This window comes from Skermanella rosea, assembly GCF_016806835.2.
Classification (GTDB): Bacteria; Pseudomonadota; Alphaproteobacteria; order Azospirillales; family Azospirillaceae; genus Skermanella; species Skermanella rosea.
Genome location: NZ_CP086111.1, coordinates 5,158,044 through 5,171,018, shown reverse-complemented (window position 1 = coordinate 5,171,018; position 12,975 = coordinate 5,158,044). Strand labels below are relative to the sequence as shown.

General features: G+C 69.5%; 16 protein-coding genes. 8 read left to right on the top strand and 8 right to left on the bottom strand.

Annotated elements, in window-relative coordinates; translation table 11 throughout:
- Window positions 1–56 precede the first annotated feature (56 nt).
- On the top strand, window positions 57–377 hold the full coding sequence (locus JL101_RS24160; RefSeq protein ID WP_203098103.1) for a hypothetical protein: 321 nt from the start codon (window positions 57–59) through the stop codon (window positions 375–377).
- On the opposite strand, the gene JL101_RS24155 is transcribed toward JL101_RS24160, so the two are convergent.
- The 4 genes from JL101_RS24155 to JL101_RS24140 form a co-directional block, all read right to left on the bottom strand.
- Window positions 356–619 (bottom strand): hypothetical protein, encoded by a 264-nt coding sequence (locus JL101_RS24155; RefSeq protein WP_203098102.1) that lies wholly within the window; start codon window positions 617–619, stop codon window positions 356–358. The genes JL101_RS24160 and JL101_RS24155 overlap by 22 nt on opposite strands.
- A gap of 13 nt (window positions 620–632) precedes the next feature.
- Window positions 633–890, bottom strand: a complete 258-nt coding sequence (locus JL101_RS24150; RefSeq protein WP_203098101.1) for a hypothetical protein — start codon at window positions 888–890, stop codon at window positions 633–635.
- Between the two features lie 64 nt (window positions 891–954).
- The gene (rlmN, locus tag JL101_RS24145) at window positions 955–2,148 is read right to left on the bottom strand and encodes a 23S rRNA (adenine(2503)-C(2))-methyltransferase RlmN (protein ID WP_203098100.1); all 1,194 of its coding nucleotides are present in this window, start codon (window positions 2,146–2,148) and stop codon (window positions 955–957) included.
- 65 nt (window positions 2,149–2,213) lie between these two features.
- A complete protein-coding gene (locus JL101_RS24140) occupies window positions 2,214–2,759 on the bottom strand; it encodes an invasion associated locus B family protein (protein ID WP_203098099.1) in 546 nt (181 codons plus the stop codon).
- 270 nt (window positions 2,760–3,029) lie between these two features.
- Here JL101_RS24140 and JL101_RS24135 point away from each other — a divergent pair, with 270 nt between their 5' ends.
- A complete protein-coding gene (locus JL101_RS24135) occupies window positions 3,030–3,605 on the top strand; it encodes a sigma-70 family RNA polymerase sigma factor (protein ID WP_203098098.1) in 576 nt (191 codons plus the stop codon).
- Entirely contained in the window at window positions 3,602–4,282 is a 681-nt protein-coding gene (locus JL101_RS24130; RefSeq protein WP_203098097.1) for a ChrR family anti-sigma-E factor, read from the top strand. Before JL101_RS24135 ends, JL101_RS24130 begins: the two co-directional genes overlap by 4 nt.
- Window positions 4,283–4,297: 15 nt before the next feature.
- Here the strand turns inward: JL101_RS24130 and JL101_RS24125 are convergent, their stop codons facing one another.
- Together JL101_RS24125 and JL101_RS24120 are read right to left on the bottom strand one after the other, a co-directional pair.
- Window positions 4,298–4,456 carry a hypothetical protein gene (locus tag JL101_RS24125; protein ID WP_203098096.1) on the bottom strand — a complete coding sequence of 53 codons (159 nt, stop codon included), beginning with the start codon at window positions 4,454–4,456 and terminating at the stop codon, window positions 4,298–4,300.
- A 117-nt stretch (window positions 4,457–4,573) separates the two neighbouring features.
- Window positions 4,574–5,107 carry an RNA methyltransferase gene (locus JL101_RS24120; RefSeq protein WP_203098095.1) on the bottom strand — a complete coding sequence of 178 codons (534 nt, stop codon included), beginning with the start codon at window positions 5,105–5,107 and terminating at the stop codon, window positions 4,574–4,576.
- Between the two features lie 73 nt (window positions 5,108–5,180).
- On the opposite strand from JL101_RS24120, the gene JL101_RS24115 reads away from it, so the two are divergent.
- From JL101_RS24115 to JL101_RS24095, 5 genes are all read left to right on the top strand, one after another.
- Window positions 5,181–6,284, top strand: coding sequence for an asparaginase (locus JL101_RS24115; RefSeq protein ID WP_203098094.1), 1,104 nt, complete (start codon window positions 5,181–5,183; stop codon window positions 6,282–6,284).
- An 82-nt stretch (window positions 6,285–6,366) separates the two neighbouring features.
- A complete protein-coding gene (locus JL101_RS24110) occupies window positions 6,367–7,356 on the top strand; it encodes an NADPH:quinone oxidoreductase family protein (RefSeq protein WP_203098093.1) in 990 nt (329 codons plus the stop codon).
- A gap of 25 nt (window positions 7,357–7,381) precedes the next feature.
- Window positions 7,382–8,632 carry a class I SAM-dependent methyltransferase gene (locus JL101_RS24105; protein ID WP_203098092.1) on the top strand — a complete coding sequence of 417 codons (1,251 nt, stop codon included), beginning with the start codon at window positions 7,382–7,384 and terminating at the stop codon, window positions 8,630–8,632.
- 54 nt (window positions 8,633–8,686) lie between these two features.
- A complete protein-coding gene (locus tag JL101_RS24100; protein WP_203098091.1) occupies window positions 8,687–8,881 on the top strand; it encodes a hypothetical protein in 195 nt (64 codons plus the stop codon).
- 186 nt (window positions 8,882–9,067) lie between these two features.
- On the top strand, window positions 9,068–10,090 hold the full coding sequence (locus tag JL101_RS24095; protein ID WP_203098090.1) for an acyltransferase family protein: 1,023 nt from the start codon (window positions 9,068–9,070) through the stop codon (window positions 10,088–10,090).
- 71 nt (window positions 10,091–10,161) lie between these two features.
- On the opposite strand, the gene JL101_RS24090 is transcribed toward JL101_RS24095, so the two are convergent.
- Window positions 10,162–10,368: a hypothetical protein gene (locus JL101_RS24090; protein WP_201076764.1), complete on the bottom strand. Its 207-nt coding sequence runs from the start codon at window positions 10,366–10,368 to the stop codon at window positions 10,162–10,164.
- A 126-nt stretch (window positions 10,369–10,494) separates the two neighbouring features.
- Window positions 10,495–12,975: a sensor histidine kinase gene (locus JL101_RS24085; protein ID WP_203098089.1), complete on the bottom strand. Its 2,481-nt coding sequence runs from the start codon at window positions 12,973–12,975 to the stop codon at window positions 10,495–10,497.

The following is a 12,975-nucleotide window of genomic DNA, read 5'->3' as shown; positions in this document are numbered from 1 at the left end:
GGAAGCCGGAACGGGACGGCCGGAACAATCCCCGTCCCGGAGCGGTTGAACCCGGCATGAAGACCTTCCTCGTCATCGCCGTGCTGGTCGCGCTGCTCGCGGCGGCGCTCGTCTTCGGCTTCGCGGGCTGGAACCTGGACGGCGCCGAGGTCGCGATCAGCGGCCACGGGCTGCTGGCCCTGCTGCTGGGCGGGGTGGGAACGCTGGCCCTGGGGGGAGGGCTGATGTTCCTGGTCTTCTACAGCAACCGGCGCGGCTATGACGACGCGGTGGACGACCGGGCCGAGCGCCGGGGCGACGCCGCCCGGAGCACCCGGACCCCGCACGGGTCATGGACCAGCTATCGCGGGACCGATCAGGGCGATCCGCCGGGCTGAAGAAGCCCCTTGCGCTTCGCCTCCTCGTACCGGGGCCAGCGGACATAGGCGAACAGCCAGATCGCCAGCACGTTGAGGCCGGGCACCACCAGCAGCAGCACCCACAGCGGCTTGATGCCGAGCCGAGCCAGCAGGAACGAGCCGGCGGCCAGGGTCCAGGTCAGCATGATGCCGATGATGATCAGCGACACGTTGGGATCGACGTCGCGGAAGAAGGTCACCGTCTCGCTCAGATTGCCCATGCCGGTATCTCCTTCATGCCCCTGCCCGCTGCACCGGGCGGGGCTTCTTGCGCGGCTGGGGCGGCGGCTTGGGCGGCAGGGTCGGCCATTTGGAATGGAACAGCACCAGCAGCACCAATAGCTGGCCCAGCAGCGGGATCGCGACCGATACGAAGATCAGCAGCGACCAGACGGGATTGAGCCCGGCCCGGCGGAAGATCCGCCAGAGCGGCCACAGCACCGCCGCGCTGAGCGCCAGGTTGAACCAGAACGGATCGAGGAAATACTGCACGGCGATGATTCCAGCGGTGGCCTGCCCGGCGTCGGTGTCCGGCGATGATCTAGGGCATTAGGCCCTAGAGGGAAAGGGCCGCTTCCTTCTCGGCCACCGCCAGGGCGACGGCGGCGCGGGCCGCGGCCTCTTCCGCGAGCCGGTCCGACGCGCGCTGCTTGACGCTGTCCGACTTCAGCTGCCCGCAGGCCGCCATGATGTCCTCGCCCCGCGGGGTGCGCACGGGGCTGGCATAGCCGGCGTTGTTGACGTAGTCGCCGAACTTGCGGATCGCGGCGTCGGTCGAGCGCTCGAACGGGGCGCCCGGCCAGGGATTGAACGGGATCAGGTTGATCTTGGACGGGATGCCGTCGAGCAGCCGCACCAGTTCCTTCGCGTCCGCCAGGCTGTCGTTGACGCCCTTCAGCATCACGTACTCGAACGTGATCCGGCGGGCGTTGTTGATACCGGGATATGTCCGGCAGGCGTCCAGCAGCTCGGCGATCGGGTATTTCCGGTTCAGCGGGACGATCCGGTCGCGCAGCTCGTCGGTGACGGCGTGGAGGCTGACGGCGAGGTTGACGTTCAGCTCCTCGCCGCAGCGGCGCATCATCGGCACGACGCCGGAAGTCGACAGCGTGATCCTGCGCTTGGAGATCGCGATGCCTTCGCCGTCCATGACGATCTTCAGCGCCTTGGCGACGTTGTCGTAATTGTAGAGCGGCTCGCCCATGCCCATCATCACGATGTTGGACAGCATGCGCCCGTCCTTGGGCGCCGGCCACTCGCCGAGCCGGTCGCGGGCATGCATCACCTGCCCGACGATCTCCGACGGCTCCAGGTTGCGGACCAGCCGCTGGGTCCCGGTGTGGCAGAACCGGCAGGTCAGCGTGCAGCCGACCTGGGAGGAGACGCACAGGGTGCCGCGGTCCTCCTCGGGGATGTGGACGGTCTCGAACTGCTGGCCGTCGGCCATGCGCAGCAGCCACTTGGCCGTGCCGTCCGACGACTTCAGGTCGCGGGTGACCTCGGGCCGGTCGATGAAGAAATGCTCCGCCAGCTGCTCGCGCACCGGCTTCGCCAGCGTCGTCATCACCTCGAACGACGTGGCGCCGCGATGATAGAGCCAGTGCCAGACCTGGCGCGCGCGGAAGGCCGGCAGGCCGAGCGTGCCCAACTCGGCGGCCAGCTCGACGCGGTCGAGGCCGATCAGATTACGGCGCCCGTCGGCCCTGGAGGCCGGCGGGGCGAACATGCTTGCATGACTTGAAACGCCCATGCGGCGCTAAATGGGGCCTCGCCCCTGCGGTGTCAAATGCTGTATGGAGCGGCAGGCCCCCCGAATCAGCGCTTGACGTCGCACGCCTTGCTGATCGCGTCGTAGGCCGCCGAGGTGCCCGACAGGCTGTAGGTGTCGGTGGTCGCCGTGCCGCGGTTCGACGTGCCCTTGACGATCATGGCGGACCCGCTGCGGATCGCGTCGACCAGCGCCCGGTCGGTCTTCTCGTCGCGCGCCCAGGCCGTGTCGCCGTCGGTGAACAGCTTGAAGTTCTGGTTGCCGATCGAGACGGTGGTCTCGCTCTTTTCCTTGTAGGTGTAGCCGGTCGTCACGCTGACCACGTCCAGGCTCTTTTCCGCCGGACGGTGCGTGATCAGCACATAGATGTCGCCGCGCTGCTTGTAATTCCCCTCGTCCTTCTTCGGCCGGCTCGACATGTAGCAGACCTTCTGGCCGTTCTCGTCGTACGAGAACGCGTTCCAGTCGTTGAACGAGCCGATCAGCTGCGGTTCCGCGGCGATGGCCGAGGTTCCGGAGGCGAGCGTCGCGACGGCGAGACAGAGGGCCGGGAGGAGGCCGGCTGACCGGAAGGACGGGATGAGGCTGATCATTGTGCAGGTGCGAAATGGTATCGGCATGGCGCCACACTATACAGGTTGAGGGAGGATTTCCAGCGCCCGTAGCGCCCAAATTAACCGTGGTAACCACTCTTGTGCGCAGGGGTTGGAAAAATTTCCGTTAACCGGGTGATCCGGCGCGGGGCCTCCCGCGTACAACCGGCCATGGGATGCGCACTTTCATCGAGGGCGGCGCCGATGGGCGGGGCGCCTGCCGTCATCTGCGGGCTTGTCCTGGGGCGGGTATTCACCTTCAATAGGGGAATGCCGGATGTTCCGCCCCTTGCCGCCGCCCAGGAGCGGTCGCTCGACGATCTTCTGGTCGCCGTCGCGCGCGACCGGGACCGGGTGGCCTTTTCCGAGCTGTTCCATCGGATAGCGCCCAGGCTGAAGGGCTACCTGCAACGGCTCGGCGCCGGCTCGGCCCAGGCCGACGAGCTTACGCAGGAGGTCATGCTGCTGGTCTGGCGCCGTGCCCAGTCCTTCGATCCGGCCCGTTCCGGCGCCGCCACCTGGATCTTCACCGTCGCCCGCAACAAGCGAATCGACGCCATCCGGCGGGAGCGCCGGCCCGAGATCGATCCCGGCGATCCCGCCCTGGTCCCCGACGTGCCGCCGAGCGCCGACCGCGCCATCGAATCGGTCGAGGACACCGCGCGCCTGCGGGCGGCCATCCTGAGGCTGCCGGCCGAGCAGGCGGACCTGCTGCGGCTGGCCTATTTCGAGGACCAGCCCCACGCCGCGATCGCCGAGACGCGCGGCCTGCCGCTCGGGACCGTCAAGTCGCGGCTGCGCCTCGCCATGGGCCGCCTGCGCCGGGAACTGGAGGGCGGGCGGTGATTCCGGCCCATCATCCGGAGGACGCGCTGCTGGCCGGCTACGCGGCCGGCACCCTGGACGAGGCGACCAGCCTCGTGGTCGCCACCCACCTGGCGCTCTGCCCCGCCTGCCGCGACGCCGTGGCCCTGTTCGAGGCGGTCGGGGGAGCGCTGCTCGACGATGTCGAGCCTGCTCCGATGGCACCGGACGCGCTGCCGGCCCTGATGGCCCGGCTGGACCGGGAGGAGACCCGCGGCCCGGTGCCCGCCGAGACTGCCGGGCCGGCCGGCGTTCCCCAAACGGTGCCGGCGCTGCCCCGGCCGCTGCGCGACTATGTCGGCGGCAGCCTGGAGGCGGTTCGGTGGAAGCGGCTGATCCGCGGCGTAGATCTGTACGACATACCGGTCGGCTCCGCCGGCGGAGGGCGGATCAAGGTCCGGCTGATGCGGGTCAAGGGTGGCGTCGCGGTGCCCCAGCATACCCACGAAGGTATCGAGATGACCCTGGTGCTGGCCGGAGGCTTCAGCGACGCCTCCGGGCATTACCGGCGCGGCGACCTCGCGTGTTCCGACTCGGACGTGGACCACCGGCCGGTCGCAGACCAGGGCGAGGATTGCGTCTGCGTCGCCCTGACCGACGCTCCTTTGCGCCTGACCGGTCCGCTGATGCGCCTGCTGAACCCGTTCGTGAGCTTCTGACCGCCGGGCCGGAGATCAGTGGCGCGGTGCCGCCAGGATGGCGTCGAGACCGTCGGCGGTGAGGTCGGGCGCGTCGAGGACGGCGTCGAACCAGCGGTCGAGGTCGGCGACCGTCGCCGCCCGGATGCGGCGCTCGGCCTCCTCCGGCACGATGACGCGGGGCGGGCTTTCCATTCTTGGCCGCAGATGAACGCAGATGCACGCAGATAAGAATCCTGGATCAGCGCCGGCGGGCCGCGAGCATGCCCGAGGCCGGAACCCATCTGTGTTCATCTGAGTCCATCTGCGGCCCTATTCCTTGCGGGTCCGGTAGATCTGCTTGCCGTGGACGTGTTCGGGGACCGCCTCGGTCGGGCCGCCGGCGCGGACGGGGCGCTCGGCGAAGCGGCCCAGGCTGATCATGCGGTCGTACATCACGAGGGCGCCGGCGACGCCGACATTGATGCAGAAGCGGGTCGGGATCTTGACCACGAACTCGCAGCGCTCGACCAGTTCGGGCGACAGGTTTCCGCGCTCGGGGCCGAACACGTAGGCGGCGCGGAGCGGGTGGCGGAAGCTGGGCAGGTCGATCGAGCAGTCCAGCAGCTCGACGCCGACCAGGGCGCAGCCCTGGGGCAGCTCCAGCGATCCCAGGTCGGGATAGTGGTAGAGCGGCAGGTGGCCGCCGGCATCGGAGGTGTCGGAGACGCGGAGCTGGCGCTTGTCCAGCCGGGCGTCGATGGTGAAGGCGAAACTGGCGCCGAAGGCATGGGCCGACCTGACGAGGTTGCCCACGTTGAAGGCCTTGCTGACGCCCTCTACCCCGATTGCAAAATATCCACGCATGAGCGCACCTTGCACCGGCGCCTTCGCCGGGGCAAGTATCACGCGTTCTGAAGCACCGTCGGATGGAATTCCCATGAGCGATCACCACGGCCACGCCTGTTGCGGACAGGGCCATACCCATGGACAAGACGTGTCCGGATCCCTGGAAGGGCATGCCGAGCTGGGCGCCGCCGAGACGCCGGTCCTGGTCGAGGTGACGCGCGGCGGCATCGTCGAGTCCCGCCACCGCGGCATCGCGGCCGTGGTCGATGCCGAGGGCCACGTGGTCGCCCACTGGGGCGACTTCGAGAAGCCGATCTATGCCCGGTCCGCGATCAAGTCGCTCCAGGCGATCCCGCTGGTCGAGAGCGGCGCCGCCGAGGCGTTCGGCGTTTCTGACGAGGAACTGGCGCTGGCCTGCGCCTCCCACAACGGCGAGCAGCGCCATACCAGGCTGGTCGCCGCCTGGCTGGAGCGGATCGGCTGCGGCCCGGCCGACCTGGAGTGCGGCACCCACCTGCCCTATGACGAGGAGACCGCCCACGCCCTGATCCGCGCGGGCGAGGCGCCGGGCACGGTCCACAACAACTGCTCCGGCAAGCATGCCGGCATGCTCTCGACCGCCCGGCACAAGGGCGAGCCGACCAAGGGCTATATCCGCTTCGACCACCCGGTGCAGCAGCGCATCCTGGGCGTCCTGGAGCAGATGACGGCGCGCGACCTGTCGGCGGCGCCCTGGGGCGTCGACGGCTGCGGTATCCCGACCATCGCGATCCCGCTGGGGTCGCTCGCGCTGGCGATGGCCCGGATGGCCGACCCGCGCGAACTGCCGGACCGCAGGGCCGAGGCGGTCGCCCGCATCCGGCGCGCCTGGGGGACCCATCCCTATCTGGTCGGCGGGCGCGGCACCTTCGACACCCGCATGATGGAGGCGACCGGCGGCGAGGCGCTGGTCAAGATCGGGGCCGAGGGCGTGATGTGCGCCGTCCTGCCCGGCCTGGGCCTGGGCATCGCGGTCAAGATCGAGGACGGCGCCACCCGCGCCGCCGGCGTCGCCATGGCCGCCCTGCTGCGCCAGTGCAAGGTGCTGACCGAGGCGCGCTGGCAGGAGCTGGCGGCGGTGACCCACCCGGAAATCGCCAACCGCGTCGGCCTGGCGGTGGGCGAGGTCCGTCCGGCGGCCGGCTGGCCCGGGTAAGGCCTGGTCCCGACTGAGGTTGGCCCGGCCGGACGGGGGCTATATAGTCCGGCCGCGGAAGAAGGATCGAGGAGGGGAGCCGATGCGTGCCGTGGTGTGCCGGGAGTGGGGCGGGCCGGAGAGCCTGGTCCTGGAAGAGGTCGCGGAGCCCGGGGCGCCGGGGGCGGGCCAGGTCAGGATCGCCGTCAGGGCGGCGGGCATCAATTTCGCCGACACGCTGATGATCCGCGGCAAGTACCAGGTCAAGCCGGAATTCCCGTTCTCGCCGGGGCTGGAGGTCGCAGGGGTCGTCGAGGAGACCGGTCCCGGCGTGACCTCGGTCCGGACGGGCGACCGGGTGATGGCGCTGCTCGACCACGGGGGCTATGCCGAGCGGGCCGTGGCGCGGGCCGCCGACGTGTTCCCCATCCCGGACTCCATGGATTTCGAGACGGCGGCCGGCTTCCCCATCGCCTACGGCACCTCGCACGTGGCCTTGTGGGAGCGCGCCGGGCTGAAGCCGGGCGAGACGCTGGTGGTCCACGGGGCCGCCGGGGGCGTCGGGCTGACCGCCGTCGAGATCGGCAAGGCGATGGGCGCCACCGTGATCGCCTCCGCCGGATCGGCCGAGAAGCTGGAGGTGGCGTCCGGCCGCGGCGCCGACCACCTGATCGACTATCGCACCGAGGATATCCGCGCCAGGGTCAAGGAGCTGACCGGCGGGGCCGGAGCCGACGTGATCTTCGATCCGGTCGGGGGAGACGTGTTCGACGCCAGCCTGCGCTGCATCGCCTGGGGCGGGCGGCTGCTGGTGATCGGGTTCGCCGAGGGGCGCATCCCGCAGATCCCGGCCAACATCCTGCTGGTGAAGAACTGCGCCGCGGTCGGCGTCCACTGGGGTGCCTATCGCCAGCATGCACCCGCCACCGTCGCCGAGAGCTTCCGCACCCTGTTCCGTTGGTTCGAGGAGGGCCGGATCCGGCCGCATATCTCGCATCGGCTGCCGATCGGGGACCATGGGGAGGCGCTGCGGCTGCTGATCGAGCGGCGCTCGACCGGCAAGGTGGTGCTCTCGATCCCCGGGCAGGGCTGATCCGGATCCGCTTGGAATCACAGTCATGTCCGACCGCCTGCGCGCCCAGTACGAATCCTATCCCTATCCCGCGCGTGATCCCCGCGACGAGGCCAAACGCCTGCTGACCGGGTCGCCGGGGCACCTGGACGAGGTGAACCACTATGTCTTCGGCGGCCGTCTCGGCGGGAGCTCCGGCGGGGCGGCGCCGTTCCGCGTGCTGTTCGCCGGCGGCGGGACCGGCGACGGCACGATCATGCTGGCCCAGCAGGCGGCCGACGCCGGGCTGGCGGCCGAGATCACCTATCTCGACCTGTCCGACGCGTCGCGCGCCATCGCGGAACGGCGCGCCGAGGCGCGGGGACTGACCGGCATCCGCTTCCGGAGCGGGTCGCTGCTCGACCTGGAAGGGCTGGGGAGCTTCGACTACATCGACTGCTGCGGCGTCCTGCACCATCTGGAGGACCCGGCGGCGGGGCTCCGGTCGCTGCTGTCCGCCCTGGCGCCCGGCGGCGGCATCGGGCTGATGGTCTACGGCACCTTCGGGCGGACGGGGGTCTACCCGCTTCAGGACGCCCTGCGGACCCTGGCGGACGGGTTGCCCGACCCGGAGCGGATCGACCTGGCCAAGCGCCTGCTGAAGACCCTGCCGCCGACCAACTGGCTGAAGCGCAACCCCTTCATCGGCGACCACCAGGAATCCGACGCCGGCCTCTACGATCTGCTGCTGCACAGCCGCGACCGGGCCTACACGGTGCCGGAACTGGCGGAGCTGGCGTCGGACTGCGGACTCGCCATCACCGCCTTCATCGAGCCGGCGCGCTACGATCCCGCGCGCTACATCACCGATCCCCGCGTCCGCCGGCGCCTTGACGGGCTCGGCACGGTGGCGCGGGCCGCCCTGGCCGAGCAGCTGTCGGGCAGCATGGCGAAGCACGTGTGCTACCTGGTGCGGCCGGAGGATGCCGCGGACGCCGTCGCCGCGCCCGGCGACCTGGACATGGTGCCGGTGCTGCGGGACCTCGACGGCGCCGCCATCGCCCGCGGCCTCAAGCCCGGCGCCGGACTGCGCGCCGACCTCGGCGGGATGCCGGTGAACCTTCCGATGCCCCGCCTGGCCGGGCCGCTGCTGGCCCGGATCGACGGCCGTACCAGCGTGGGTAAGCTCTATGAAGCACTTGGGAAAGTTGAAGGAAGCTTGACCATTACGGCGTTCCTTGCACAATTCGACGACTTGTATACGGTTCTGAACGGGATGAACAAACTCCTGCTTCGCCGGCAACAAGGCGCCGGATAGGACGTTCAGGATTACTGAGCATCCGCGGCGACCATGCCGGAATGCGAGGACGGCATGTGGACAACCATCCTTCAGACAACGACCGCACCCTGGAGTGCCCGACAAGACGCCCGCGGCGGCGTCGAGGTTTCCGTCGTGCTGGTCCGGATAGCGGCGGTCCTGCTCGGCTTCATCCCGACGGCGCGCCGCGACGGCGGCACCATCATGGCCGTCCGGGGCCAGCGCTGCGTCAAGTCGTCACCGCCCTGATCCCCACGATACCCGGCTTTCACTGAAACGGACCCCGGCCCGGGGAGTCCGTGTCTCTGCGGTGTCCATGCGACACGCGCCAGATCCCGGCTATCGTGAGATCACTTTATGGTATTGCTGCCAACTTCCGATTCAACGGAACACGGCGTGGGCAGGCCGTCCGGAAGCAAAGCCCGGATCGGCTGGATGGATACGTTGCGAGGGATGGCGATCATCCTCGTCATCTTCGACCATGCGCTCTATCACGCCACGCTGAATTCCGACAGCGTTCCCGAATGGATCGCGACCCTGTCGCTCATCTTCAATCCGCTGCGCATGCCGCTGATGGTCTTCCTGTCGGGCATGCTGCTCAGCCCGTCGCTGCGCAAGGGCGCCCAGGATTACCTGTCGGGAAAGACGAGGAACATCCTCTATCCCTATGTCCTGTGGTCGACGGTCTACGTCTCCCTCTGGGTGGTCGCGGCCCCGTTCTCCGGCACGCCCCATTCCTGGAGCGAACTGCTGATGATCCCCTATGCGCCGCAGGGGCACATGTGGTTCCTCCACAACCTGTTCCTGTTCTACCTGATCGTGCTGGCGCTCCAGCGGGTCTCGCGGCTGGTCATCGCGGCGGTGGCCCTGGCGGCGTCGGGGTTGGTCGACTTCTGGTACCTCGACCGGTTCTTCTTCCTGCTCGGGTTCTTCGCGCTCGGCGACTACGCCGTCCAGCGGGAGGACCTGATCTCCCGGCTGCTGGCCGACCGCAGGGTGGTCGCCGTCATGACCGTGCTGACCCTCGGCATGCCGGCCACCGTCCTGCTTCTGGAAACCGATCTCCGCTACCGGATCCCCAGCATCCCGCTCGCCGTGGGCGGCATCGGCATCATGATCCTGCTGGCCGGGCGGATCGGCGACAAGCCGTTCGCGGCGCTGTTCCGCCATATCGGCCGGAACTCGCTGCCGGCCTATATCCTGCACTGGATCATCCTGGCGATCGCGGTGGTGATGCTGAGAAAGGCCGTTCCGGAGGACCAGGGAATGGTGCTGTTCGCCCTGCTCGGGGCCATCGGCTTCGCCGGGACCCTGGTGGCCATCGAGGTGATCAACCGGCTGGGCCTGCATTGGCTGTTCTCGTGGCCGAAACGTACCCGGAAGAACCCCCGGAACGCCGATAGGCGCGACGGTTCGGCGCACCTGATGCGCGGCGTGCATCTGAGGAACGCCAAATGACGTGATGGCGATGACCTGGCGGGGATGACGGGCGCCCCCCCCCGCGAGGACGGGGCGGGGAGGGAGGCCGGTCAGACCTGGATGTCGATCCGGCCGCCTCGGCTGCGCAGCCCCTGGTTCGAGATCTCGAACGAGGAGCCCATCAGTTGCGGCGTCTGGTTCTGCCGGCTTTCGTTCTTCTGGACGACTTCCTCGGTCACCGCGTTCTGCGACTGTACGCGCGCCTGATAGCTGGCCCTGACCGGGCTCATCGCCTTGCCGATGTCCGACAGTCCCATGGACATGATCCGCTGACCCTATTCGCTTGGTTCCCGATCCCGGCATCGCGCCGGGCGTCTTCTATTTATCACAGGCGCGTTCGGGGTGCGACTATCCGTTGAGGGTAGGCGGGCCGCCGCATTTCGTCACGCGGCCATGCCGGAGGTTTGCTTGACGGTCGGCAGCGTTATGCGGACGCGGGTCCCCACGTCGACGGTGCTGTCGATGGCCAGGGTGCCGCCATGCCCCTTGACCAGGGCGTCGACCAGCGACAGCCCCAGCCCCGTCCCCTCCTGCCCGCGGGTATAGGCGCTGTCGATCCGTTCGAACGGCTGGAGCACCGTCAGCAGGCGGTCGGCGGGGATGCCGATGCCGGTATCGGAGACGGACAGCTCCACGCGGCTTCCCGCTTCCAGCCGGCAGGCCAAGTCGATCCTGCCGCGGTCCGGGGTGAACTTGATGGCGTTGGACAGGAGATTGAACAGGATCTGCTTGACCGCCCGCTCGTCCGCGTAGAGCGGCTCGTCCTCGGCGTCGCCGAGATCGACATGGAGCGAGTGGCCGTGATCCTCCGCGCGCTGGCGCACCAGCTTGATCACCGAGTTCACCACCGGGCCGATCGCGAGGGGGTGCGGGGCGAGGTCGAGCTTGCCGGCCTCGATCTTGGACAGGTCCAGGATGTCGTTGATCAGCGACAGGAGATGCTCGCCGCTGGCGTGGATGTCGCCGGCATATTCGGCGTAGCGGTCGAGGTCGTCGCCGAAGCTGCGTTCCCGGATGATCTCGGAAAAGCCCAGGATCGCGTTGAGCGGCGTCCGCAGCTCGTGGCTCATGCAGGCCAGGAAGTTGGACTTCGCCCGGTTCGCCTCCTCGGCGCGGGCCCGCTCCCGGTCGCGCTGGTCGACCAGGTTCGCCAGTTCGGCCTCGCGCCGCCTGATCTCGTCGATGTCGCTGAACACGCCGACGATCCCGGCCCGCTGGGAGGCGGCGTTGAGGAACACGGCCTTGCTGATGACGGCGGCGCGGAGGCTGCCGTCGGCGTGGCGGACCTTGGTCTCGAAGGTCCGGGAGCCGCCGTGCAGGCGCAGGTCGCGGTCGACCTCGGCATAGACCTCGGCGGTCTCGGGATCGGCGAGGTCGGTGACGCGCAGTCCGCGGATGCCGCCCCGTTCCAGGCCGAGGGCCTGCTCGAACGCCCGGTTGGCGCCGAGATAGACGCCGTCCATGTCCTTGAAGAAGACCGGCAGGGGAATGGTGTCGAGCAGGGTGTGCTCGAACCGGGCGCGGTCCTCCAGCGCCCGTTCGGCCAGGATGCGGTCGGTCACGTCGTGCTGGATGCCGATGAAGTGGGTCAGCCGGCCGTCGTCGTCGCAGACCGGCGCGATGCTGACCTGGTTGTAGAACAGCGACCCGTCCTTGCGGAAGTTGCGCACCGTCGCGACCACGGGACTGCTGTCGCGCAGCGCCCGGCGGATCTCCTCCAGCGCCGGCTGCGCTATTTCCGCCCCGTGCATGAAGCGGGGATTCCTGCCGACCACTTCGGCGGACGCGTAGCCGGTGTTCCGCTCGAAAGCGTGGTTGACCCAGGCGATCGGGGTGTCGGTGACGGCCCGGCAGATCAGGATGCCGTTGCTCGACTGGGCCAGGGCGTGGTCCTTGAGCCGCAGTTCGGAGAAGGCGTCCGACCGCGACCGCTCGATGTGGAACAGCCGGGCCAGCAGCAGCAGCGCGCCGGCGGCCAGGATGCCCACGATCAGGGCAGCGATCGTCACGGTGCGCCACCAGGCGGCCATCATCTCCCCCGTCCGGGTCGCCGCGACCGCCAGGAGCGGCAGGACGCGGGCCTGGACCGCCGCCGCGATCAGACCGTCCCGTTCGGCGACCTGGATGGCGCCGGCATCCCGCCTTCCGCTGCCGATCAGGGCGACGGCGTCGACCGCGACGTCCTGCCGCTGCCCGGCGAACATGTCGGAGGGCCCGACCACGATGTCGCCGTCGGGCAGCGCCAGGATCTCCACCTGCTCGACGCCGGCGGTGTGGCCGTAGCCGAGCAGCGCCACCGCCTGGAAGCTCGCCTGGGCGATGCCCAGGAAGCGCCCCCGCCGGTCGAGTATCGAACGCCGGAGGGCGATCAGCCCCAGCACATGGTCGTGGCCCATGCTGCCGGTGATCCGGCCGCCGGCATGGTCCCGCAGCGTGGCGTCGTCGAGCGCGAGGTCGGCCGACCTCGGGCAGGCGGAGGAGCGGATGCCGCCGTCGGGACCGAAGATCACCAGGCAGCCGCCGGTCGGCAGGTGGCGGGCCATGAAGCGCTGGAGGGGATCGCGGGGCTCCGGCCGGGTCCCCTCCGGGTCGCGCTCCTCCAGGTTGAACGCGGCGGCGGCGAGGGCGATGTCGACCTGGCGCAGGACTCCGTCGGCATGCTGGGCCAGCAGGATCGCCCGGGTCTCCGCGTCCGACCGGACCTGGGCCAGCCGGTCCGAGCGGTCCTTCCAAAGACCGACGACCAGCAGAACGATCACCAGCCCGATGGTCGCGCCGGCGAAGATCGCGGCTCCGGCCAGGGGCGACAGGACCTGGAGGGACGGGCCGGTTCGCCGCCGCCCCTTCGGCGGGCCGTCGGTCAT

Bases quoted from the DNA above. Each gene is read 5' to 3' on its own strand.
- JL101_RS24160 (WP_203098103.1), top strand. From the start codon at position 57: ATGAAGACCTTCCTCGTCATCGCCGTGCTGGTCGCGCTGCTCGCGGCG.
- JL101_RS24155 (WP_203098102.1), bottom strand. From the start codon at position 619: ATGGGCAATCTGAGCGAGACGGTGACCTTCTTCCGCGACGTCGATCCC.
- rlmN (WP_203098100.1), bottom strand. From the start codon at position 2,148: ATGGGCGTTTCAAGTCATGCAAGCATGTTCGCCCCGCCGGCCTCCAGG.
- JL101_RS24140 (WP_203098099.1), bottom strand. From the start codon at position 2,759: ATGATCAGCCTCATCCCGTCCTTCCGGTCAGCCGGCCTCCTCCCGGCC.
- JL101_RS24135 (WP_203098098.1), top strand. From the start codon at position 3,030: ATGCCGGATGTTCCGCCCCTTGCCGCCGCCCAGGAGCGGTCGCTCGAC.
- JL101_RS24125 (WP_203098096.1), bottom strand. From the start codon at position 4,456: ATGGAAAGCCCGCCCCGCGTCATCGTGCCGGAGGAGGCCGAGCGCCGC.
- JL101_RS24120 (WP_203098095.1), bottom strand. From the start codon at position 5,107: ATGCGTGGATATTTTGCAATCGGGGTAGAGGGCGTCAGCAAGGCCTTC.
- JL101_RS24115 (WP_203098094.1), top strand. From the start codon at position 5,181: ATGAGCGATCACCACGGCCACGCCTGTTGCGGACAGGGCCATACCCAT.
- JL101_RS24110 (WP_203098093.1), top strand. From the start codon at position 6,367: ATGCGTGCCGTGGTGTGCCGGGAGTGGGGCGGGCCGGAGAGCCTGGTC.
- JL101_RS24105 (WP_203098092.1), top strand. From the start codon at position 7,382: ATGTCCGACCGCCTGCGCGCCCAGTACGAATCCTATCCCTATCCCGCG.
- JL101_RS24100 (WP_203098091.1), top strand. From the start codon at position 8,687: ATGTGGACAACCATCCTTCAGACAACGACCGCACCCTGGAGTGCCCGA.
- JL101_RS24095 (WP_203098090.1), top strand. From the start codon at position 9,068: ATGGATACGTTGCGAGGGATGGCGATCATCCTCGTCATCTTCGACCAT.
- JL101_RS24090 (WP_201076764.1), bottom strand. From the start codon at position 10,368: ATGGGACTGTCGGACATCGGCAAGGCGATGAGCCCGGTCAGGGCCAGC.
- JL101_RS24085 (WP_203098089.1), bottom strand. From the start codon at position 12,975: ATGACCGACGGCCCGCCGAAGGGGCGGCGGCGAACCGGCCCGTCCCTC.